The following is a 24,581-nucleotide window of genomic DNA, read 5'->3' as shown; positions in this document are numbered from 1 at the left end:
AATTTTGCATGCTCTTAGCGTGGGGTTTTTCCGAAATGCTGGCGGCACCCCATCGCTATCAAGCTACAATTTTATAGTACCCCCAGAACGAAATTTTGTGCTAACTGGTAACAAAAAGCTCATTTTTTCGTTTTGGGGTAATTTTGAATTCTTAAGTTGATGGGCATGGTGCATTATAAAATTTTAACTTGATGGTGATGTGGCGGTTCCCCAAAGATGTAGAAGAACTAATGAAGAAGCTTTGAAGCACCAACGTTTAAGCACATTTGCTTTAAATAAAATATATAAAAATGTAGAAAAACAAAAAAATCCCCCACAAGGGGGAACAGCGGTGCCTGAGTACGAAAGACGACGGAACAGCCTGCCTGTTCCGTCCAAGGTTTTGAGTAATGATAGTAACCAATATATAAGTTACATTTGCTACGAAAAACCAGACGATACAGACAAGCTGTATCGTCCACTTCACTGCGCTTCGCTTGTTCGTGTATTGCTTCCCCTTTTGGGTTCGTTGTTGATTTATCAATATACAATTCATCCTTATTTACCGCTTCCCAGCGATTTTTCTGTCTTATATAATCGAATTAACAAATATTAGGTTTTTTAAAATGAATAAGCAAAACGTATCATCAGCACTCGACAACCCTAGATTGTAAAGATGTTTTATCCTTCTTTGTGTATTGCATTTCTAAGATTTTCATTGCCCTTTACCCCTTTATACTTTATTTGTACCAATAACCCATTACTTCACCTTTTCTAAAACCATAAAGAACGTACTATCCGGTAGCGCAACCGCATTCCCAGACTCATCTTTAAACTCGATTTTCTCGCTAATATGGGTTGTATATCCATCCTGCAAATAGTTCATAGCTTGAACAATGTTTACTTTATCTCCAAAGATACCCTTTACGAAATCCTTATAGTCGTTTGGCGTAAAGATTCCAAACTGCTCCTGCACCTCATGAGCGAAGGAATCCTCGCCCCAGGTATACGTATATAAGAACTCCATCGCATCGTTAACAGGCATTTTGACTGTATTTTCTGCAAGTACCTCATACTGGATTATACGACCCTTAAATTCATGGACATACTGCTCTAAGAACTTCATTCCGCCCGCATCTTTAAAACGAATCACACGCATTAACCTTTTATCTTCGGTCATGATGCCATCACGAATGATAATACGACCTCCCGGCTTTAACACCTCGTAGGCACTCTGCAGACCCTTTTTAATTACTTCATGATTGAATTTCTTACCTTCATACTCAATATAAGAGAACAGCTCATGAAGGATAGAAGAATATACAATGGTATCAACCGATTCTTTATCAAACGAGCTGCTTAAGTTGATTGCATCCCCTTTAATGACGTCCCAAGAACGACCCTCGTTCTGCTTCTTCTTTTTCAATGTATCAATCACGTTTTCGGAAATATCGATACCATAGATTCGTTTATCCTCGGTCTCTTCTTCAATCATGTCTAGCATGACACCACCACCGGCTCCGACATCTACAACCGTATCTCCCTTTATATAATCAAGAATAATTCGTTTATCATCAGCCGAACTATTCATATGCTCCAGATACACTTCTTCGTTATGGAATCTATCATACGCATCCTTACGTAACCCGAAGAAATCAAATAGCAGCACGTTTGCCCGAGCATGCATCATATCTACCTTTTCTGCCTCTACACAGAAGGTAATTAACGCCTCACCTACAGCAGAAAACTGAAACGACACATACGCAGTCTTCATATCTTCATCGACTTTAACCTCAAAGGAAACATGCGTTGTATCCAGCTTCTCGTTCTCACGGTACTCCCGTAGATACTTCTCAATAACCCGCTTACGATACACGTTGTCCTTCTTCTCGCCTTTGAAATCATAGTGCAACTGCTGCATCAATTTCTCGAAATGGATATGCTGAACCTTTCCAGTGCCTATCTCGTTCTTTAACATAACAAAAACTGTCCAGATATCCTCGAAGCTAAGAGCATGCATAGACGGTTCTACATACCACAAATCCTTATCAGATAAGAAGGTTTGAACGCCATTCTTCTCGCTCCCCATAATTATATCTTTTTCAAATGCTGACTCCTTATGTTTTGGCGTGAGTCTATGTATGCGTGAAGTAAATAGCTCCACATAGCCATCAAACAGACCATCAATTGTAATCTTCACATCGTCCTTTACTTCACTCCACAAGGATTTTGATACGCCCTCAATAATACATTGGTTAAGATAGTATAGAATCTCCTTTAACCTACCGTCTCCGTACTCTTCTTTATACGTGTTGATCAAATCAAAATGTGAGTCCAAACGAGCCTCCCCGCGGATATACTGCCCGATTAATCCATGTGTTCTAATTAAATCTCGAACAAACAAATACTCAGTAGAGTTTAAGTTTGTCCCTATACGTTCGATAAACTGAATATCACTAAAGATATCAGCAGAACCCTCGTTATGTACCAATAGGTTTATCCCATTTTTCTTCCATTGCTCCCGCTGTTTTAAAGAGCCTACCTTTGCAAGCTCACTATACGTTAGTACCTTTTCAATAATGTGATACGCTTCTTCATCTAAAGACAACCCATCTAACACCTGCAGCGTACGGTGTACATAGTACAACACCGCATCTGTTTTTAATGCACCAAGTACCTGTACATTCTCATAGTTTTGATGTATCTCCTCTGCCTCGATTAGATGCTTTAACCACGTAGGGAGAGCATCAGAAAACCCTTCAATGTATTTATTTAGAACTTCAATGTTTTTCAACTTATTTACCCCCATATATAATCAATATCCTCGCATTACCCTAACGCCCGTAACACAATTTCTAAGCTTGATGACGATGTGGCGAGACTCCTTAATATAATACCAATTATCAGTAGTCGTATCTAGAAACCTAAAAAAGTCCCTTTAGATCTTCTAAAGGGACTTTTCACTCATATAATCCTATCTATAGTTAAACAAATAAGATTGAATAAATTTAATTTTTCTTGTTTTATCTAATAAATTGTTTAGGCATTTCTTTAACGTGCTTATCATCATCACGCCAATCATAGGTTTCTTTCTGTGAAATATCTAAAGTTTGATCTCCAATTCTAACACTATTCTTATTTACCCATTCAATATATGGATCCGTATCTGGATAGTTCCAATATATATTTTTCTTTGAATCTGTATCAAGGTTAACTAATTCACCCCTAACAGCATCCGCACTTAATGATCCCGCATTATGAAAATAAGTCTTAATGAGATATTTTCCATCTGGAGATTTCACTGTTCGAATTAATTCACCTTTTGGAACACCTTGCAAACTAAAAAAATTCCAATATCCAAATCCAATTATAATTACTAACATAGACAGTATAGTTATTAATACTTTTCTTTTTGTTTTTTTAACTTTACCTTTTGTATTTATATTACTCACTCATTCAACTCCAGTCCACAGAATATAAACCATATTATACCATTAAAGAAATGATGTAATATACTCGAAAATATAAATCCTACCTTAATAGTTTTTATTAAAAGGGCATATTTCACATAATTCTCGTTATCAGTAGTTAATAATGAATAGAATTTTCATTCTGGGGGGACTATCAAATTTTAGCTTGATGGGCATGTATGGTGACCCCCTATAGCTCATTAATTAAATTCCATCTTATGTTAATAATGTGACGGACTAGAGCAGCAACCCTGTGATTACCCCTACAAGAAATATAAGAAACGCCCGCCCAAATTGGAAAAATTTTAAAATGCGGCGGGTTATTCTTTGAATCGCTTCCGTACCCTTTTTCGAGGAGATAGGCGAAGATACCCATTATGAGTTATAAACAAAATAAGGTTCATTGCTCAATTCACTAAAAAACACCTAAGGACGTTTCCTTAGGTGGTACTTATAACTCTAATTTAAAATCTATTTCAATTCATAACTCACTAATTTTTAGGTAAATAAATTGTAAATTTTACACCTTTTTTATTATTCTTTATACCATATTGAATATGATGGGCTTCCAATATAACTTTTACTATGACCAATCCTAAACCATTTCCACCTGTTTTTTTATTTCTTGATTTATCAACCCTGTAAAACTCTTTAAAAATATTCTTTACATCCTCATCTGGTATATGAGCACCTTCATTTTCTATGCTAAAAACATATTGATCATGCTCTTCTACTAAATCTATATTTATATTCATTGAATCCGGCGAATATTTTATAGCATTTGTTATAAGATTTTCTAGTACCTTCTTCATTTCCCTTTCATCGATATGTACAAAGGCATCATCTACTAAATTAAGTTCTACTGATTGTTGTTTTTCCTTAGCAAGATATTTTAATTTATCATATGTTTTATATACTAATCTTGTAAAATCAGTCATTTCCATATCTAAAGAATAAGATTTCGATTTCAACTTAGTAATCTCTAGCATTTCATTTAGTGTCCTACTTATCTCATCTACCTCATCTATCGTATAGTCTATATATTCATCCTTACTATATACACCATCTTTTATAGCTTTTAAATACCCTTTAATTATTGTAAGAGGTGTCTTTAAATCATGGGATATATTAATCAATAAAAAATTCTGATTTTTTTCTATCTCCAACCTCTCTTCATATTCTTGCTTAAGCTTTTTGTTTGCTTCTTTTAGTTGATTTATATTGCTTTTTAAATTTGAAGAAATATCGTTTAAAGATTCACCTAAATCCTGTAGCTCATCTTTTGAATTTATGCATACCTTTTTATCAAAATCTTGGTTTGCTATTGATTTAGCTACTTCTTTCATTTGAAGTAGTGGCTTCGTTATTTGCTTAGAATATATGTATATGATTACAATTGCTAAAATCAAAGTAAGAAATATAATATATAAATTAAAATTATTTAAAATTCCAATTGCTTCCTTAGACCCTTCTATAGATGCAGATGCTAAAATATAATTATGACCTACTTTTTTTAAACTTATTAAATATGTTCGATTAAAGTCGGTAAAAACATCATTACCTTCTTTCATTTTATTTTTATCCAAGTGACCTAAATAAGTTGAAATTGCTTGTCTATGATTCAAAGTTTTTTGGCTAACGCTACTAAAAGAGAGTATTTCTCCTTCAAACTTTACATCAATCTTTTCTTTTTGTTCAAAATCAAAATTGTAATCAGACGTGTTTATCGTTGAATTATCATTTTTCTCATCCTTTTTTTTAATTATTAAATTTTTTACATGTATTTTATCTTCGTTTTTGAGTTTAAAACCGTCTATTTCTACAAAATCTCCTACACTTAAACCATTTCCCTCTAATGACATAGATTGAATTGCTAGATCCTTAATCTCGTTATCCTTCGTTTTTATACTTAAATGAAATGAATCTGTTAAATCTCCTTTTATTACATTCAAATCTTTATCTAAATAAGAAATTATAATTTCATCTTCATCTAAAGTCTTATTTATATATTGATTGGAAAGCTTATCATTATAAAGTACTTCTTCAAATTTCTTGATACTATTTTTCAACATAGTTTCTTTGTAATAATTATAATACTTATCAAAAAATAGATTTTGAAAAACAAATTGGCTTAAAAATACAAATATGAAGATAGTTATATTTATGATTAATAATTTATGTATGATTTTTAGTTTTTTCATTATTCCTCCTCAAAAGAATATCCTACTGAAAAAACGGTTTTGATAAGATATGCTTTACTTCCTAAATTTTTTCTCAGCTTCCTTATCTGCGTATCTACAACTCTATCACTGCCAAAATAATCATATCCCCATAATTTATTTAATAGCTCTTCTCTTGAAATCACTTTATTTTTATTAAGTATCAAGTACTTTAAAATATCAAATTGCTTAGGTTCAAGAATACTTTCTTCATTCTCAATAAATACTCTTCTTTTTAAAAAATCTACTTTTAAGTCACTTATTTCAAATATATCTTCATTATCTTTTTCTTTATACAATTGAAGTCTTTCAAGAAGATTTTTAGCCTTAGCAATTAAAATTTCCGGATTAAAGGGCTTGGTTATATAATCATCAACTTTAAATTCATATCCCTTTAATTGATCTTCATCATCACTTCTCGCTGTAACCATTATGATTGGTACATTTGATTTTTTTCTAATTCTCTTTGCAATAGAAAATCCATCTAAACTAGGTAACATTATATCCAAAATAATTAAATCAACAGAAATAGAATTGAAGGCAGCATAGCCTTCAATTCCATCCTCTTCTAATATGACTTGAAACCCTTCTTTAGAAAAATAATCTTTAATTAAATTTCCTATCCTCACATCATCTTCAATTATTAAAACCTTATACATGTAGCCCTCCTATTATTCTACTAACTTATATACTCCATTCTCTTCTATAAATTTAGCATCATAAATTTGTACTTCCTTCGTTTGTACAGTTAGTTTATCCTTATTTAATTCTACTTTTTCTTTAGGAATAAAAACATACATGTTATTCATTATTCCATCCTTTTCACTTCCATTTGTTGTTACCACAGTAGCTGATTTTAGCTTTATTCTGTTTTCTTCTATTTTCACTTCATTAGAAACTTTATCAATATTTACATCTTCATCGTTATACTTGTATTTAATTGATTTATCTTCATATGTTATTGATCCATTTTCACTATACTTTGTTAATACTGGTATTTTAATTTTAATATATTTATCATTATTTACCTTACTATTTATTTCATCTATACTACTTTTTAATTTAGTATTTATTTCCTCATAATATTTTTTAACCTTATCACCTATTTCTTTATCCCCTTCGTTTTCTATATATCCGTATTTATCCAATAAATATTGTAGTGGATGATTATAATTTAATTCTTTTTCCTGATTCATATTATAAATATTAGCATAAGCCAAAGAACCTAATGTATAAAACTCAGCATTTTTATCCCCTTCCACCAACATATCGTCCTTCAATCCATCATTTTCATTTATATATAGTTTTTTCGTTTCGGCTTTAACAGTGTTTTCATCCTTACCTAAATTGTTTAACACTGCAACTCCTCTATATTCTAGATACTGAGCTTGTCCTTCCAGCTTATCAAAAACTGTTTCTTTTTTATGTTCATTATTCATATCTAGATACTTTTTATAAAAATAGTTTCCCATTTTTATATATTTTATTCTCTCTTCTTCATTTTTACTCTCTAAAGCTTTTTTATAATAATATAAATTTTGCTTTCTATTTATTCTTGCATCATAAAGTACAGGATAATTCTCTGCTCTTTCTCCGTCCGTAGTCTCTTCTGCGGTAGTTACTTTTCCGCTTTCTAAATCCTTTTGTAAGATTAAATGTACACCTTCATGCACGATTGATTTCATAAGATCATTTTCTAACGCTTGCTTTCCTGTGCTTGCATTAGCCATAAAATCAATATTAAATACGTAAGTTTGTTTACCATTAAATTCAGCTAAACCATATGGTATTGTAAGAAGACCTTTATCTTTAAAAGTATCTGTTGAATATTCAACCGCTTCTTCTTTCTTACCATACTTTTCATCCTGACTGTTTATTAAATAAGCTGTTTTACTTATATTACTAACTAATAACACCTGTGTATTTTTCATATCAAATTTCTCATCTATTTTATCGCTGTTATCAATTAAAATCGTCTTAACTTTTTTCGATAATTCAGTCATTAGTTTGTTTATTTGTTCTTTCGTTAACTGATTTCCTTCTTTTTTTTGCTGCGTTGATTGCACTTGAGTATCCTGCCCTTTATTATTTGAATTTCCCTCACAGGCTACCATAGTCGCACTTAAAGCTAATATACATGCTACAAGTTTTTTATTCACAGGTTAATTCCTCCATAATGTTTAATTTTAATATTTATAACTAGTCTCTTCTTAAAAGTTCTATAGGAGATAATTTTGAAGCCTTGGTCGCTGGAACTAGACTTGACACTAAGCTTACTAACACACCAATACATAGTGATACTATAAGAGTTATGAAGCTAGGTTGATATAATCCATAATCCATAAATTTAGAAGCAATTGGATTGATTACAAATGTCAATACTCCTGACAGTAATACCCCCATAGTCGAAGCCATTCCACCTAATAAGATCCCTTCTGTTATAAATATTTTCTTAATATCATTTTTTGTACCGCCAATTGAAATGAAAAGTCCAATTTCTCTCTTTCTTTCAAGTACACTTATAAATAATATTATTCCTATCATAAGAGCTGATATAAATAATATTAAAACTGCTGCGCCTAAAACTACTAGATTGAAATTTTCGAATATTTTCGTTAAATTCTTTAGTACATCTGCTGGTCTTACTATTTCATATTCTTTATTAAAATCTTTATATACACGATTAATCTGATTTTTATCCTTTACATATACGCTTACTTTATTTGTTGGGATATCTTCATCTTTTCCTAAAAATCTTGATCTTTTAACAATATCCTTGTGTGTTTCATATGGAATATAAGCATAGTCATCGCCTATTAATGTTTTTTCTGTTATTCCTGTTATCTTAAACTTTTGGCTGTCCCATCTTGAAGGATAATTATTCAGTTCATCTTTAGCTAAAAACTTAATATCTATTTCCTTTCCTAGAAGCTCTTTTTTGTTTCCATTTTTGGCAATTTTATTTGCTATATTGTCAGAAATTGCTATTTCATTCTTATTATCCGCTGGAATTTTACCTTCTAAAACTTCCGGTCTTGTATATGTATCTTTGTATTCACTTTGAATTATTGGTTTTACATTAAATTCCAGTTCTTTTTCATCTTTTAATTTTATTTTTGAATTTAATATATACTCATCCTGGGAAAATTTTACGGATTTATTTTTCTTTATCGCAAAATAATCATCCGAATTCAAAATATCCTTTTTTACAAATGTTACTTTCTTATTATCTACGATCTTTTTATTTGCATAATCTATATAAGAATTTATTCCATTACTTATTCCAAAGGCTATAGATAAAGAACAAATTCCAATAATCATACTTATAGATACTAAAAAGTATCTCCATTTTTTCTCAATCAGTCTTTTTAAAGACAGCTTGAAAGCTGCATTTAAATCAAAGCTTCTCTTCTTTTCTTTTGCTACACTTGGAGTAACTTCCTTAGTCACACCTTGTTTTTTTGTATTCTCTATTATCACTCCATCTTTTAACTCTACTATCCTAGTTGCTATATCCTTGAACTCATAATCATGAGTAACCACGATAACTAATTTCCCCGCATCTGAGATTTCTTTCAATAAACTTATTATGCTATCAGATGTATTGCTATCTAATGCACCTGTAGGTTCATCTGCTATTATGATTTCAGGCTCCTTTACTAATGCTCTAGATATAGAAACTCTCTGCTTCTGTCCCCCAGATAATTCGCCTGGTTTATGATTTATATGTCCTTCTAATCCAACTCTCTTTAGGACCTCAATAGCTCTTCTTCTCTTCTCTTTCTTATCTATAGAATCCATAGATAAGCCTAACTCTACATTTTCAACTACCGTTAAATGATCCATCAGCTGAAAATCTTGAAACACAAAGCCTATTTTGTCTTTTCTACAGTTTGCCATTTCTAAATCACTGAATTTTGAAATGTCCTTTTCATCTATGAAAACTGTTCCTTCTGTTGGCTTGTCTAGTCCAGCTAATATATTAAGTAACGTTGATTTACCTGAACCTGATTTACCTAATATACATACAAATTCTCCTTTATCAAATGCCAAATTAATATCTTGTAAGGCTATTAATGGCTTTTCATTTTTAGGATTATATATTTTTTTTAGATTTTCTATTTTTATCAAATCCATCACTTCCTTTCATTATTAAAAGGTTACAATTATGTTTTTAACTTTCTATTTATAAGTTGTGTTTTTTTTGCGTACATTTCAGGCTTAACATCATACCCTATCCTTATAAAATGGACATAAGAATACCGTAGATATTAACTTTTAAAGCTACTATCTACGGTAAAGCAAAGAAAATCTTATTCAACTAACAAAAAAACAATCTTGTATTTAAACATATAACATTTGAAATTCTTGAAACACTTTAAAAACAGCTTGTCCGATTAATAATTACAAACTGTTTTTTGTTTCTAATTCATGTGAAATTTAAGTTTTAAAGGGTGTTGGAGTAAAGGGACAAAAGGGTGTTTTTGAGTGGATACACTGCAACAAGTATTAGCAAAATTTACTTTGAATGTATTAACAATTGAGGATGTTCCGCAGTCTTTTAGTTCAATGGTTTATAAAATTAAGTTAATTGACCATCGTACGGTCCATATCAAAATTCCTTATTCCAAAGCAAAGCTTGAACTTGAGTTTAGGGTACTTGAACGATTACGTCATGAGTTATCTGTATCACAAGTGTTGGATTATTGGGAAGGTGATGAGGATGTTACTGGTGCATTATTGTTATCCGCAATCAACGGTGTCCCGGCTACGGGAAATGTGGATGCAGCTTTAGCATATGATATTGGAGTACAACACGCCAAGCTACATACAATTATTCCGAATGAGCAGGATTTCAAAAGCTGCGTTTCCAATGTGTATGGGTAATGGTCTGAATTTATTCATTTTGTATTTTTTTGCAGTAATATTCGGAATGGATATTATTAATTTTGCAGATTCATTTGTTACTAGGTTTATAGAGCCAGATTCAGTAGAAATATTTATTTGCACGTTAATAGTATCTAGTATATTGTCGGCTATATTTTCATTCGTTTTACACTTTATCTATACTTGGAGATATGATTCAAATGCATTTTTAAAAAGGTTTTATCAGGTACATTTTTTTGCTACATATATTTCTGGGGCGTTTTCTATAGTAAATATAGGAGAGAAAACACTGGAGGAATGGGGATTTAAAGGTACTTCGGTAGATGGGAATACAAAAGTGTTTTTTCTTATGTTGTTCTTTATTGCAATATCAAATAATGCTTTTTATAAAACTTTTGAAAAAGGGATTGTTGATAAACTTGAATTCACGGTAAATATAATGAAGTTAAAGATAAAAAGAATAAAGTAAAACTTCCATCCCCACTGATAAAAGATAGAGATATTTGTATCTCTATCTTTTTTATTTGATTTTTTATTCTTGCGTCTATGCGAACAACAAGCGTCGGCAAAATATGTACGATTGTCGTCGATGGATAATTAACGGATTTGCAAAACACCTATGGGATTTTTTTATTAGGAGGTGTTTACTTTTCTTAAGTTGATAGATGTGTGACGATACCCCATGTCCATCAACTTAAGAAAACAAGTTATCTCAAAAACGATAAAAACAAACTTCGGTGCTATAAAAACACAAAATTTCCATTTAGGGGTACTTTAAATTCTTAGCTTGATGGGCATGGGGTAGCACCAAAATTTCGCTAATTTTGTACGCTAAGGCCTAACGTAGTCATTGATTGGAAATATTTCGTAGGATATTATAAATGTAGAAATCCACGAGGAATATTCTTTAAAGGAGAGTGATTACTTTATGTTAAGAAAATGGATAAATAAAGTAAAAGAACCTAAATGTATTCATAAATATAACTTTATTGAAACTCAAGATAGTGAAAATTTTAAAACAGGACAGATGGGTACAGCTAGTTTTTATAAGTGTGAAAAGTGTGGAAGAGAAAAGATTGAATATAAATATAACAGTGATATAAATAGTGACTATTGGAATATATAAAGTAAATTGTTTAATGAAACGGAGATTTACTAATATTAATTATTCGCTATCCGAAAATGAAACAACTTTATTATCTTTTACAAAAACCGAAAACGGTCGTTTAAGGGACTTTATTTATATCTATCAAAACTAACTGAATTACATTTAAAAAACAGTCCTAAACTCATTACCAAAAACAAAGTATCATACCAAACATCAAATACCGTTTATAGAACCTTCTTAGCGTAAGAAATTCGCGTTTTGAAGGGGCATGTATGGTGGCCCCATACATATAGATGAGATAATAAAAAAGCTAGCATTTTGCTAGCTTTCACATTATTTTGAAGTAAGTGCAACTAAAACATCTACTGGATAGTCAACAGAGGTTTTCACTTTATATTCTGTTGGATTTGTAAGACCCTTAAATTCATCACCAAGTTGACCAAAAACATTATCCCAAATACCATTTTGTTCAGACATCCATTTTTGTAGTTTTTCCCCTGGAAGAACTGAATATGTTGCTACTTGTTGATATAATGCAGTTCTATATTGATCATATGCATAATCAGTCTTTGGATTAAAGTCAAATGTTTTTGTAACTGTATTTTCTGAATTTAAAGTAATACCATAACCAAAACTTGCAGTTAATGATTGATTTACTTTTGCAACCCCCTCAAGACCTACTTCCATCCCAATTGTATAAGATAATCCTACAGTTACATTATGTGAAATACCACTTGTAACTGCTTTGCTCCAATGATAACCTGAATTTTTATCTACTATATTTGAATCTATTAATTTCCAATTTACTTCTTTTTTCAATTTAGTATCTTCTAAAATTGGATCAGTTTTAGGAATTGCTATTGTATATAATACGTCTCCTTTGTTACCTGTTTTTTCATATTCTTCTCCAACATTAAGCCAAGTACCATCAGCTTTTAAAATCTTATGTTTAGAATTAGCATCTATTTTTAATCCATAAACTCTTGCTCCATTACTTTTAGCAACAACATCTACATATACATAATCAATTAACTTTCCATCTTCTGTAGACACATGCCATTCATTAGGAAATTCTTCATAAGGACCTGTAGGAATGTAAGGAAGTTGCGTACCATTTTTAGCAACCTGAGCTGCTGTCATAGGTGCTTTTCCTTCTTGAGCACTAATTACTACTGGCGCACTTCCTACGTTTGTGGTATTAGTATCCGCTGAAGAAAATCCTGGTGCTACAAATAAAGCTGTACTTAATACAAATGCTGCGGGAATTATTTTTTTTATACGATTCATGATATATCTCCTATTCTTTCAGTGTTTCTATAAGATTACAAAAATGAAATTATACTGTACATTGCTTATACTTTTACTGTGAAATAAAGTTAAATTAACTTTGATATATTCATCTTATTATAAATAACTTTCAAATTACTTTCATAAATGTTACAAAAGTCTTTCATTGATTTTAAAGGTATTGAAATTTCTAAAATACACTTACCAAACTCAAATTATAGTATTTACTCCCAGGATAATTCTTGAACCCAATAGTCGTTTTCGTTTTACTTTATGACATAAATAACTTTTGCCATGTGTAAATGTATTTGCTTTTGGTGATTCACATATGCATCAAACCATAAGTGACTATATCCAGCTGTAATATGTTGTTCTAACAAGCTTTTCTAAAATGAAGGAGTAAGATGTTTATGTAATTCTTCAGCAAATAATTGTAGTTCACTTTGAATCGAAAGATTCATAAAAAACGTCACCTTTTCTAAACAAGATAGGTAATTAGAAAAGATAACGTTTTTTGTATTTAGGGGTATTAAAATCTCTTAAGTTGATGGGCATGGGGTCACCATACCAAAAAAAAAATTGTATGTTTGAACACATTTTGGACACAAAATAACCGGTACCTTGTACGTCAAGGAACCGGTTATTAATGTTACAAATCTTTTACTAAACTTAGTAATAATGAACTTAATTTATTTACATTGACATACCGGGTAAAAACTTCGCTATTAATACAATAATTGCCGCAAAGAATACCGCTTTAATAATGAATAGAATAATAATTGGAATCAATGCTTTCACTTTACTTAATCCAGCTGTAATATGTAATCCAAGCCAAATTAAGACTAAATTCCATACATAGAATATTTCAATTGTATTACCAATTCCATATGCAAATGTACCTTTCGTAAATAATAACCCTAAACTCGTATATTGGCTCATTCCACTACCAAAGATTAGACCTAAACTTGAATTAATAAGTCCACCAATAATAAGGACAATGTTTGTATAAGCTACAATATTCAATAAGGTTTTATAAGGCGTATCATTACCAAAGAACATCATAAACATTTTATAAATAGCAGTTATGAATAGTGTTCCAACCATCGCACTAGCAAAGCTTGTTCCAATTCCAGAAATAACTTCTGATGTAAGTGAACTTTGTCCAGCCATTTCACCTAATTCTTTTTTCATTTTAAGCATCTCAGGTGAGGTATACATAACATACGCATTTAAACCACCTAGAAGCCCTTGTAACAATGCTACTAAGAGGAACATCCCCCAAACTTTCTTGTTTGTTTTCATTCTTTCAAATTGTACTCCAGGAGATGTAATCATTCCAAATAATGATGGCTTTTTCGCACCTACATCTTGTGTATTAATATTCGCTTCCATTATTGCGCCTCCTTCTCTCTATATAATCCTCTTAAAGAATGGTACAAACAATTGACTCAAACAATATGTATGTGTAGTAATGATATTTATCTTTACTACACTAGTAAACTATTCGTAGCGAAGTGCTTCAATTGGATCTAATTTTGCGGCTTTATTTGCTGGAATTAATCCGAAAATAATACCAAGTGTCATCGAAAATAATACGCCTCCAACAACAACTTCCCATGAAACGAGCGGTGGCCATTTCGCAAATGTGGAAACAATATATGCTCCGCCATATCCAAGACCAATTCCGATTAAACCACCTAGAAGCGTTAACATAACGGCTTCAATTAAAAACTGTAATAAAATTTTACTACGCGTTGCTCCAAGCGCTTTACGTATCCCAATTTCGCGCGTACGCTCCGTTACAGATACGAGCATAATGTTCATAACACCAATACCACCAACGACTAATGAAATACCTGCGATACCACCGATGATCATTGTCATGATATTAGTGACTTTAGAAACTCCTTCTTGGAACTCTTTTAAGTTCACTAATTCATATTTACCTGGAATTTCACTCGGCTTACGACTATTTAATACTTCAACAGCTTTTTTTCCTGCTGATTCTAAATTGTCTACATTTTTAGCTTGAATTGCTATACTTTGAATTTCATCTGTTCCGTATAAAACAGGCCATAAGGTGAGAGGAATCAGTATTTCCTCAGTTTCAAATCCCATAAATTCATTGTCTGATTTATAGACACCGATAATTTGCACCGGCTGTCCTTTCATTTCAATAATTTTCCCTACTGGATTTTCATCTTTAAATAACGTCTCTTCTGCCTTCATACTAATCATCACAACGTTATTCCCTTGCGAAATATCTGATTCATTTAATGAACGGCCTTTGACAATTTTCACTTTATTTACTTGAAAATACTCACTTTCAAGTCCAATAACATTAATCATTGCTTTTTTATCGTTTATATCAAGTGCTTCCATCGTACTATTCGTCGTAATAACATGGGCAACATCTTTTACCTGTTTCACCTCAAGAATATCTTCTTCCGTTAATTTTGGTACTTCATGCCCACCCATAGCAAACTCATCATTAATATCCGGCTTAAATTGAATTGGCATAAGATTATTACCAGAACCAGCGATTTTCGACTTCAGCATCGCTTCCCCGCCTTGTCCAATTGCAACGACAGTAATAATAGAACCAACACCGATAATAATACCGAGCATCGTCAGAGCCGAGCGCAGTTTATGAGCTAAAATAGAAGATAGAGCAATTTTCATACTATCTAGTAAACTCATACTGCACACCTTCTATCTTCAGTAATTTTCCCATCTCGCAGTACAATGCGGCGAGATGAATATGCCGCTACTTCTTCTTCATGCGTAACCATAACAATCGTCGTACCTTCTGCATTAAGCTTCGTGAAAATATCCATAACTTGTTCACCAGACTTCGTATCAAGCGCACCCGTCGGCTCATCGGCCATAATGAACGTTGGATTATTCGCAATCGCTCTCGCAATTGCTACACGCTGTTTCTGTCCACCTGATAACTCATTCGGTAAATGATGCACTCGATCTGCTAACCCTACTTTGTCCAGTGCTTCCAAAGCACGCTTACGGCGCTCAGTTTTCTTCACCCCACCATATACGAGCGGAAGTTCAACATTTTCCACCGCTGAAAGACGCGGCAGTAAATTAAAATGCTGGAACACAAAACCGATATATTCATTACGAATTAAAGCGAGCTTTGACTCATCTGCTGTTAAGATATTCACATCATTCAGCATATATTTCCCTTCTGTTGGACGATCTAAACAACCGATAATATTCATAAGCGTTGATTTACCGGAACCAGACGGTCCCATAATTGAAACAAACTCACCACTCTGAATCGTTAAACTAATACCATGTAAAATCGGTACTGCCAATTTCCCTTGATAATACGTTTTGGCAATATTATTTAAAGTAATCATTTCTCTTTCACTTCCATTCCGTCATACACGTTGTCGGAAGGATTTTTAACCACCTTTTGCCCCACTGTTGCGCCTTCAACAATCTCTGTCCAGTCTCCATCAGTAGCACCTTTTTTCACATTCTGTTTATGAAGTTTTCCTTTTTCTTCAATATAAACAAATGCATCATCGCCTTCTTCTACAATGCTCTTACTTGGAACAGCAATCATCGTCTTATTCTCTAAATTTACTTGTAAAGAAACGTGATAACCTGGTGATAAACCATCTTGGCTATCAAGACTTGCCTTATATGTATATTGAGACATATTTTGAGTTCCCTCACCAGCTGCTTGAGCCATCTCTGCACTCGTTGGGAATTCACTTACTTCTGTAATTTTACCTGTCCACTTCTTCTTATTATTTGCTTTCGCAGTTACAGTAAACGTTTGGTCTTTTTGAATTTGTGACTTTTGAAGCTCTGTTAAAGTCCCTTGAACTTGGAACGGATCTTTAGAAGCAACTTGTAAGAATGCTTTCCCTTGACCACCTAAAACTTGAGATGAACTTTGTGCTGCATCTTTATCTAACTTTTGTACAACACCTGTAAAATTACTATAAATCGTAAGTTCTTTCTGTTTTTTACTTAACTCTTCTTTTTGCAACTTTCCTTTTTCCTTCTCAAGTTCAGTTGTTTTTTGTGCCATTTCTAATTCACTTACTTGCTCTTCCATTGGGTCTGTTACTTCTTTCCCAGCCCCACTATCTTTTGCCTTCTTAATTTCGTTCTTCAATGAATAAATTTTCTTTTTCCCTTGATCATAACGCATATCAGCCATCTTCTGATCAAGCTCAGCTTGTTTCACCTGTAAATTAATTTCTTCATTATCATAAGAGAATAATTTCGTTCCCTTTTCTACCTCTTGCCCTTCTTTCACTGCAATATCTTTCACTTTTCCTTTAGTTGGATCCGTATAGAAGCTTTCAATATTCCCCGGCTTCACCTGACCCGAAATTAACTTCGTATTATTTAGCTTATGCTCTGTCACTTTCTCAAAACTTACAGCATCCGTCTTCGTTGTATCTTTCTTCTTACCTTGCATAACAAAAATATTAACCGCCGCAACGATAACAATTAGTACAATAACCCCGACAATAATCCATTTTTTTTTCTTATTTGGAGTACGAACTGTATTTGGTAACATAATCTTTCCCCTTTCAAAATTAAATATTACTAAACATATAGTAATTAAATAATATAACACGAAAAATACTCATAACCAATATGTAATATTGCATATAATTAGATTAAAAGATTTTTATAAGAATATTGTAGCATTCTTATTGAAAGAAATATATTTATATACAGGATTAATTAACTATAAGAAAATGAATTTTATGTTATAACTAACTATATTTCTTAAATATATGTAAATGGAGTATTCTTACCTTTTCTTATTTATGTGATGAAGAAATCAGGTATAGGAAAATTAAACAAGCGTTTATTTAAAATATTTTAGTTATGAATCAATGTGTGAGGTATGATGCTATCTATAAGTTACAGTGTTCAATTGTCCACTTAGTTAATTTCTCATTTATTATATAAATTTTATATAGTACAGAAAAAAGCATCCGCTATGGATGCTTCCTCTAAAAATTTATAGCTACAAGTTCTTCTTAACGGTTTTGCTAATTAATTTTTTTCATAGTAGCCCCTCATACCCAGAATCGTTTCCGTACCCCTATTAATATTTCAAAGAACACCTAATCCCATCTTCCTACTATATTTTTAGTTAATTCCCTTGACTATAACGCCGCGTCATAGTGCATAATTTTAACTATATTAAATAAGGGGTGAAAGAAATGAATATAAAATCATTACGCTCAGATAAAATATATCGAAAAATTTCACAAGCTCCAAAAGAGGAAAAGGTTGAGTTATACAGACAAGAAATGTTGGCTCCGTTTATAAGGAAATGGGAAATTCAACATGTTCCTTTTAAAGCTGAGGAGCCAAATGGTTTTGATGTTATCACATTGAATAATATAATGAACATTTCTCCTAATCAGATTACAAATGAGATTACACCAGAACTAGAATTGATTTCGTCTGATTCTTTTTGGTCTGAGTGTACGGAAACTGTTAGGAAAAGCCTTCATTTATTTAGAGAGCATGATGTGAACCTTCATGTATCAGATTACTTATTCACGATTCTATTAGGGGATCCAAATAGCCCTTCATTAATGTTAAATGAAGGATATAGTGGTGATGGAGGTATCCCTGGCTATATTTTGTGTACATTTGTGCCAAATGAATACACAATACCTCGAATGAAAGCTGCTTTAGCACATGAATGTAATCATAATGTTCGATATCAATTTATTCAGTGGGATCATACTGTTACTTTAGGTGAATTAATTGTTAGTGAAGGTTTAGCAGAAAACTTTGCTACTTCTATTTTTGGTGAAGATCTACTCGGTCCTTGGGTATCGAAAACAACTATGGAAATGCTTAATAGACGTATTAAACCTGTGCTCAAGGAACAATTACAATTAACAGGATTTGATAAAATTGCACCGTATCTTTATGGTGACGAATTAGCAAAACTTCAAAACTATATGCCAGTCAATATGTCTTATGCTGCTGGTTATGCCTGTGGATACTATTTAATTAAATACTATTTAGAAAAAACAGGGAAAAATATCTTTGAAGCCACAATAACTCCTGCCAATCTAATATTAGATGAAATAAAAGGATTTTGGGATGAAGAAACAACTATTAACGGTTAAAGATATTGTCCAAATTACAGGCATAACAAAAAGAACCTTACAATATTATGATAAAATCAATTTATTAAAGCCAATTTCCTTAACAGATAATGGTTATCGACTCTATGATAGGAACAGTTTAGTAAAGCTTCAAACGATACTATTTTTTAAGGAAATGGAATTTTCTCTAAAGGAAATTGCGGATGTTTTGAAACTTACGAGAGAAGAACAGCAGCAATTATTAAAGAAGCATAACCAAACTTTATTGTTAAAAAAACAACGTTTAGAAACAGTTATTACTGCGGTGGATGAGTATGTATCAGGAAAGGATATCTACAATCTAAATATTTTTAATAATTCATCTATTTTACCATTACAAGAACAATATGCTCATGAAGCGAAATTCATCTATGGAGAAACAGAAAAATACAAAGAATTTGAGGAGAAACTGAAAGAACTCTCTCCTAGTGAAAAGGCGAACTTATTTCATGAATTCGAACAAAAAATGGAAAGAATGTTTAGAAAAATTGCTTCCTATATTAATCAATCACCTACTTCCGATGAAGTACAGCAATTAATTGTAGAGTGGAAAAGCTATCTCGAGCAATCTATTGTATGTGACTCTGAAATGTTGACATGTATTGCAAATACGTATAAATTTGATAAGCGATTTAAAAATTATATAAATCAATATAGTAATGAAGACTTAGTTGAATTTTTATATAACGCCATTATACATTATATCAATCATAAGAAGCATTAATGTCGTACTTTTATAGTAGGGGTCACCTTACATGGCCATTAACTTAAGAACAGAACTAAAATAAGCTTTCGTTTACCAAAATAAAAGCATTTAAAAAAAGGAGTATTTTCTTATAAATGTGCATGCTATATAAGCCCTAGCTAGGTCTATAAATTATACAGTTTTCTTTTGCCCTCTTAATCCAGTATACTCGTAAACAACACTCTCATATGGGTGAGTTTTTTGTCCGTTTTAGCTAGAAATATGTCCATAAACTGTGTATATAAATCATGGAGGGTAATTCAAAATCTAGAACCGGGATTCGAATCGCAAATAAAGGATATTTTTGAGAAAAACTCACAAAATCCATTGTGAACTGTTTGTTATGTTAGAGTTTCTTTAAATCCCTTTTATGAAAAACTGTATTTTACAAATACTACAAGTTCATTTAGGTGAAATAATAATGGAAAACCGCCGTTGTATAATCAATTTATTATGAGCATGCAAGGAGGCTTGTTAGGAGTGAAAATAAGCGCACTAGCACGATTGACCAATGTCAGCATACGATCCATCCGGCATTATGAAAATAAAGGACTTCTAAACGCCGAAAGGTTGGAGAACGATTACCGGGATTTCGACGAATCGGCCATAGAACGAGTCAAAGCGATTCAGTTATACTTGAAGCTTGGATTAACAGCAAATGAAATTAAAGTGTTGTTCAAGAGCGAAGCGGCAAATCCTGACGAATATGAATATTGCGAGGAGATGCTGGAAACGTATGAAAAGAAGCTAAGCAATGTGAATTATCAAATCGAAACACTTCATGGATTAAAGAGATTACTGGAGAGGCAAATCGCTTTAACGATTAGGAAAAAGAGAACCGTTTAATGTAGACATGGCCCCTGAGCATGATGAATCGCTCCGAGGCCATTTTTGTTTGTGTTGACATTGACACTAGTGTAATCCTTTATGATTTACTTAATTTCATCTGAAAGGGGTTTTTCCATTGAAAAGTAATAGCCCAAATGGGAAAAATGGTTCTGAAACTACAACCGCGGTTGGGAACCAAAAATCGGTAACACTCATAGGGTTAGGTCCGATGGGTCAGGCGATGGCAGGCGTTTTTCTGGAGCATGGGTACTCGGTGACCGTGTGGAACCGGACTTCAAGTAAAGCAGATCAGCTTGTAGCAAGAGGAGCCATCAGGGTGTCTACGGTTAACGAGGCATTAGCTGCTAACGAGCTGGTAATCCTTAGCCTTACAGATTACAATGTGATGTACTCTATTCTGGAACCGACTTCTGAGAATTTATTCGGTAAGGTGCTCGTTAACTTGAGTTCGGATACCCCGGAAAAAGTTCGCAAGGCGGCTAAATGGTTGGAAGACCGTGGAGCACGGCATATTACTGGAGGAGTGCAAGTTCCACCGTCAGGCATAGGTAAATCGGAATCTTACACATACTATAGTGGTGAGCGAGTGGTCTTCGAGGCTCACAGGGAGACCTTGGGAGTGTTAACAAGTACCGATTATCGGGGCGCGGACCCTGGATTAGCCATGCTATACTACCAGATACAGATGGATATATTCTGGACGGCAATGCTTAGTTACCTTCACGCTCTTGCAATCGCTAACGCGAACGGCATTACGGCGGAGCAATTCCTACCATATGCTTCGGCGACGATGTCGTCACTGCCGAAATTTGTAGAGTTCTATACCCCGCTTCTCGATGAGGGTGAGCACCCTGGTGACGTGGACAGACTCGCAATGGGCTTGGCGAGCGTTGAGCATGTTGTTCATACTTCCCAAGAAGCCAGTATCGACACCGCCTTGCCAGCAACTGTTCTGGAAATCTTTAGGCGCGGCATGAAGACTGGTCATGTCAATGATAGCTTCACCAGCCTCATTGAAATCTTCAAAAATTCCGATATTCGTTCATAAAAAATAGGCCATTCCTTTCGGGATGGCCTTTAAAGGGGCGCGGAAACATCGCCATCATTTTTGAAAAAACCACGCTAAGCAAAACATACAATGAGTTGCCTATATGGATAGCTCATTTACATAATTATCGAAAGCGGAAGTTAAAAGCTTTTAGTTTCTTGCTCACTTAAAGCACCCGTTACTTTAAGTGTATTTCTTCACAATCTTATTTTTAAAATTAGAAAAAGATTTTACTCTTTTTTTAAAATAAAGCCAGTAGTTAATCAACGAGGGTTCAATCTCAATATTTTCTTGATTTAATGATAATAGAAGATGGTCTCCGTTTTTCATTTATTAATTCTGGCATTTTTTCTAATCCTGTTGGAGTTGACTCTGGCTCAATAATTTTCTCAATTACAAGACCGTTGTCTATAAGAGTATTAATTAATGTTGAAATTGTTCTGTGATATTTAACAACACCATCTATCCACCAATGTTCCTCCCTTTTTCCTTCTTCTTGGTAATCATCTAATGCCCAATGCAATCTGTTTCCATTATTATCCTTAAACCAATTATTCATTTCCTTTCGAGCTGTTACTATTGGATGTTCTGTTGAAAAGATAAATTCACCATCATTTTTTAACAGATCTCTTATTTTCTTAATTAGATATGAGTAATCTTCTATGTAATGTATAACTAAAGAACTTGTTATTAAGTCGAATTTTTGATTTGGCAAATTAAGTTCTTCTATTGGTGCACACATATAATCTATTTTTTCGTTTTTGTTATACATTTCAGCTTGTTCAATCATATTTCTTGAGATGTCCACTCCTATAACTTTCGAGGCACCACTTTCTACACAGTACATAGAAAAATGACCAGTTCCACATCCCAAATCTAATACAGACTTATCTGTAAGATTAGCAATTATAGATTTAATTGCTGGCTGTTCAACAAAATCATTAAAGGTAAATCCAGTTTCACGTAATGACTTATACTTTTTAAAGAAAAACGGATTATCATAAATGTTTTGTTTCATTATATACCTCCTATAATACAATCTATATTTTTTATATTCTAGGGGCATCCAAAAAATCCCTATATTAACCAAAATACACTTCAACTAACCTGTCATTTAGTTGAATAAGGAACAATATTACTTTAATTACAATTTCCCTCTATTTTTATATATAATTAATTTGTATTTTATATATAAATAGGAGGAAATTTATGACTGTAAATAAGGACTACATTCGCTATATTCGGGAAAAAGTAGGGCACGATTTAATATTTCTTAATTTTGCTGGAGGTATTGTTTATAACGAACGAAATGAAATCCTTTTACAAAAACGGGGAGATAGAAATGAGTGGGGTCTTCCAGGTGGTGCTATGGAACTTGGAGAATCTCTTGAAGAAACCGCTAAACGAGAAATACTTGAGGAGACAGGATTAAATGTTGAAGTGGAACATCTTATAGGTGTCTACTCTAAATATTTTGGTGAGTTTCCGAACGGAGATAAAGCTCAGACTATCGTTCATTGTTTTCAATGCAAACCAATTGATGGGGAACTTACTGCAGATGGTATTGAAACTTTAGATTTAAAATACTTCCCAATAGACCAAATACCGAGATTATTCACAAGACTACACGAAGATGCCTTAGAAGATTGGCTTTCCAAAAGAAAAGGTGTATTTAAATAAAAACACCTTCAAATTAATTATCCATAATTTTTAACTAATGGACGCTTTAATTGAGCAAGAAACTAAAAACTTTTAACTTCCACTTTCGAATTTTATGGTAACTAATCAGTAAGGAGGAAATAAAATGGTTCAAGTAAGAATTGCGACACTTAATGATCTAGAAGATGTAATATCTATTGATTCTGAAGTTATTGGTAACAGGAGTAGAGAAGTTGAGCTAAGAAAATCTATTGAAGAAAATAGATGTTTTGTAGGACAAATAGATGATCAAACTTCTGGTTTTCTAGTGTATCATAAACATTTTTTTAATCATATTTTTATAGATTTAGTAATTGTGCGCCCGACAGTACGAAGGCAAGGTGTTGCAAAAACACTTATGAAACACGTGGAGAATATTTTCTCAGCAGATAAAATCTTTTCATCAACGAACAAATCAAACGAAAAAATGCAACAAGTCTTTTGCTCACTCAATTACGTTAATAGTGGATACATTGATAATTTGGATGACGGTGATCCAGAGATTATATTTTTCAAGAAATTTAATAACTCCCGATAACAATAATTATGTAAATGAGCTGTCCATATGGGCGGCTTATTGTATTTTTTGCTTAGTATGGTTTTTTCCAAAATGCTGGCGTCGTAAATAATTGTTTTTTATAAAACAATTATTTACGACGCCTTCTCTTTGCTCTTTTACGCTGATTTGTATGACTATATTTTTTTATATGAGTACTTCTGCTCTTCTTATAATTAGGTAACTTAACTATAAGAACAGTAATTGCCCAAAAAATTACAAATATAAGGTTTGCAATCATCCAAAGCTTAATATCATAGTCATATAGCTTACTAAAATACTTTTTGTCAGGAGTAATATGGCTTACGTTACTGTCAATTGCTTCGAGGGTGGAAGGAATAACCCAAAAGGAACCAATTAATATAACAATTGTTCCAAGAATGAAACTGAGTATATGTTTTATCAAGTTCTATTCTCCTTTAATTATGTTTATTGTATACATTCATATAGTATATATGGTTCTGGTGCAAAGACTGTATTTATTTGAAAAAGGTATTTAAATTTCTATTGGAATCTATTTTTATAAATGGGTTCTCGCCACATCACAATCAAGCTAAGAAAAGCAAATACCCCA

At 32.6% G+C, this 24,581-nt stretch carries 22 protein-coding genes; 9 read left to right on the top strand and 13 right to left on the bottom strand.

The genetic code is table 11. The features are described from left to right. Positions 1–739 precede the first annotated feature (739 nt). The 6 genes from U860_RS0107350 to U860_RS0107325 form a co-directional block, all read right to left on the bottom strand. Positions 740–2,788: a class I SAM-dependent methyltransferase gene (locus tag U860_RS0107350; RefSeq protein WP_081806640.1), complete on the bottom strand. Its 2,049-nt coding sequence runs from the start codon at positions 2,786–2,788 to the stop codon at positions 740–742. Between the two features lie 214 nt (positions 2,789–3,002). Next, entirely contained in the window at positions 3,003–3,431 is a 429-nt protein-coding gene (locus tag U860_RS0107345) for a DUF5412 domain-containing protein (protein WP_025147998.1), read from the bottom strand. Between the two features lie 509 nt (positions 3,432–3,940). Further along, complete coding sequence (locus U860_RS0107340) at positions 3,941–5,650, bottom strand: ATP-binding protein (RefSeq protein WP_025147997.1); 1,710 nt, start codon at positions 5,648–5,650, stop codon at positions 3,941–3,943. After that, a complete protein-coding gene (locus tag U860_RS0107335) occupies positions 5,650–6,327 on the bottom strand; it encodes a response regulator transcription factor (RefSeq protein WP_025147996.1) in 678 nt (225 codons plus the stop codon). Before U860_RS0107335 ends, U860_RS0107340 begins: the two co-directional genes overlap by 1 nt. Before the next feature lie 12 nt (positions 6,328–6,339). Beyond that, positions 6,340–7,827, bottom strand: a complete 1,488-nt coding sequence (locus U860_RS0107330; RefSeq protein WP_025147995.1) for a hypothetical protein — start codon at positions 7,825–7,827, stop codon at positions 6,340–6,342. 40 nt (positions 7,828–7,867) lie between these two features. After that, a complete protein-coding gene (locus U860_RS0107325) occupies positions 7,868–9,799 on the bottom strand; it encodes an ABC transporter ATP-binding protein/permease (RefSeq protein WP_025147994.1) in 1,932 nt (643 codons plus the stop codon). A 357-nt stretch (positions 9,800–10,156) separates the two neighbouring features. Between U860_RS0107325 and U860_RS0107320 the strand changes: the two genes are divergently transcribed. The 3 genes from U860_RS0107320 to U860_RS0107310 all read left to right on the top strand — a co-directional run bounded on the left by U860_RS0107320 (position 10,157) and on the right by U860_RS0107310 (position 11,681). Next, positions 10,157–10,555: a hypothetical protein gene (locus tag U860_RS0107320; protein WP_029952894.1), complete on the top strand. Its 399-nt coding sequence runs from the start codon at positions 10,157–10,159 to the stop codon at positions 10,553–10,555. A 46-nt stretch (positions 10,556–10,601) separates the two neighbouring features. After that, on the top strand, positions 10,602–11,024 hold the full coding sequence (locus tag U860_RS0107315; protein ID WP_240184461.1) for a hypothetical protein: 423 nt from the start codon (positions 10,602–10,604) through the stop codon (positions 11,022–11,024). Positions 11,025–11,483: 459 nt separating this feature from the next. Next, the gene (locus U860_RS0107310; protein ID WP_025147992.1) at positions 11,484–11,681 is read left to right on the top strand and encodes a hypothetical protein; all 198 of its coding nucleotides are present in this window, start codon (positions 11,484–11,486) and stop codon (positions 11,679–11,681) included. Between the two features lie 315 nt (positions 11,682–11,996). Here U860_RS0107310 and U860_RS0107305 read toward each other — a convergent pair whose 3' ends face one another. The 5 genes from U860_RS0107305 to U860_RS0107285 all read right to left on the bottom strand — a co-directional run bounded on the left by U860_RS0107305 (position 11,997) and on the right by U860_RS0107285 (position 17,508). Then, the gene (locus tag U860_RS0107305; RefSeq protein ID WP_025147991.1) at positions 11,997–12,950 is read right to left on the bottom strand and encodes a hypothetical protein; all 954 of its coding nucleotides are present in this window, start codon (positions 12,948–12,950) and stop codon (positions 11,997–11,999) included. Positions 12,951–13,643: 693 nt separating this feature from the next. Further along, positions 13,644–14,342: a Yip1 family protein gene (locus U860_RS0107300; protein WP_025147990.1), complete on the bottom strand. Its 699-nt coding sequence runs from the start codon at positions 14,340–14,342 to the stop codon at positions 13,644–13,646. 108 nt (positions 14,343–14,450) lie between these two features. Continuing rightward, positions 14,451–15,650, bottom strand: a complete 1,200-nt coding sequence (locus U860_RS0107295) for an ABC transporter permease (protein WP_025147989.1) — start codon at positions 15,648–15,650, stop codon at positions 14,451–14,453. Continuing rightward, positions 15,647–16,327, bottom strand: coding sequence for an ABC transporter ATP-binding protein (locus U860_RS0107290; protein WP_025147988.1), 681 nt, complete (start codon positions 16,325–16,327; stop codon positions 15,647–15,649). Before U860_RS0107290 ends, U860_RS0107295 begins: the two co-directional genes overlap by 4 nt. Further along, the gene (locus tag U860_RS0107285) at positions 16,324–17,508 is read right to left on the bottom strand and encodes a biotin/lipoyl-binding protein (RefSeq protein ID WP_025147987.1); all 1,185 of its coding nucleotides are present in this window, start codon (positions 17,506–17,508) and stop codon (positions 16,324–16,326) included. The genes U860_RS0107290 and U860_RS0107285 overlap by 4 nt, the downstream gene beginning before the upstream one ends. Positions 17,509–18,166: 658 nt before the next feature. On the opposite strand from U860_RS0107285, the gene U860_RS0107280 reads away from it, so the two are divergent. The 4 genes from U860_RS0107280 (at position 18,167) to U860_RS0107265 (ending at position 21,753) form a co-directional block, all read left to right on the top strand. Beyond that, on the top strand, positions 18,167–19,093 hold the full coding sequence (locus U860_RS0107280; RefSeq protein WP_025147986.1) for a DUF2268 domain-containing protein: 927 nt from the start codon (positions 18,167–18,169) through the stop codon (positions 19,091–19,093). Next, positions 19,068–19,835: a MerR family transcriptional regulator gene (locus tag U860_RS0107275; protein ID WP_025147985.1), complete on the top strand. Its 768-nt coding sequence runs from the start codon at positions 19,068–19,070 to the stop codon at positions 19,833–19,835. The genes U860_RS0107280 and U860_RS0107275 overlap by 26 nt, the downstream gene beginning before the upstream one ends. A gap of 501 nt (positions 19,836–20,336) precedes the next feature. Beyond that, positions 20,337–20,702: a MerR family transcriptional regulator gene (locus U860_RS0107270; RefSeq protein ID WP_025147984.1), complete on the top strand. Its 366-nt coding sequence runs from the start codon at positions 20,337–20,339 to the stop codon at positions 20,700–20,702. A gap of 118 nt (positions 20,703–20,820) precedes the next feature. Further along, positions 20,821–21,753 (top strand): NAD(P)-binding domain-containing protein, encoded by a 933-nt coding sequence (locus tag U860_RS0107265; protein ID WP_025147983.1) that lies wholly within the window; start codon positions 20,821–20,823, stop codon positions 21,751–21,753. A gap of 280 nt (positions 21,754–22,033) precedes the next feature. Here the strand turns inward: U860_RS0107265 and U860_RS0107260 are convergent, their stop codons facing one another. Continuing rightward, positions 22,034–22,771, bottom strand: a complete 738-nt coding sequence (locus U860_RS0107260) for a class I SAM-dependent methyltransferase (protein WP_025147982.1) — start codon at positions 22,769–22,771, stop codon at positions 22,034–22,036. A gap of 191 nt (positions 22,772–22,962) precedes the next feature. Here U860_RS0107260 and U860_RS0107255 point away from each other — a divergent pair, with 191 nt between their 5' ends. Both U860_RS0107255 and U860_RS0107250 read left to right on the top strand, forming a co-directional pair. Then, positions 22,963–23,433, top strand: a complete 471-nt coding sequence (locus U860_RS0107255) for an NUDIX hydrolase (protein WP_025147981.1) — start codon at positions 22,963–22,965, stop codon at positions 23,431–23,433. A gap of 124 nt (positions 23,434–23,557) precedes the next feature. Continuing rightward, positions 23,558–23,989, top strand: coding sequence for a GNAT family N-acetyltransferase (locus U860_RS0107250; RefSeq protein WP_025147980.1), 432 nt, complete (start codon positions 23,558–23,560; stop codon positions 23,987–23,989). Positions 23,990–24,098: 109 nt separating this feature from the next. Here U860_RS0107250 and U860_RS0107245 read toward each other — a convergent pair whose 3' ends face one another. Next, complete coding sequence (locus tag U860_RS0107245) at positions 24,099–24,413, bottom strand: hypothetical protein (RefSeq protein WP_025147979.1); 315 nt, start codon at positions 24,411–24,413, stop codon at positions 24,099–24,101. Positions 24,414–24,581 lie beyond the last annotated feature (168 nt).

This window comes from Bacillus sp. H1a (genome assembly GCF_000633475.1).
Classification (GTDB): Bacteria; Bacillota; Bacilli; order Bacillales; family Bacillaceae_G; genus Bacillus_A; species Bacillus_A paramycoides.
This window is presented reverse-complemented; position numbering and strand designations above follow the sequence as displayed.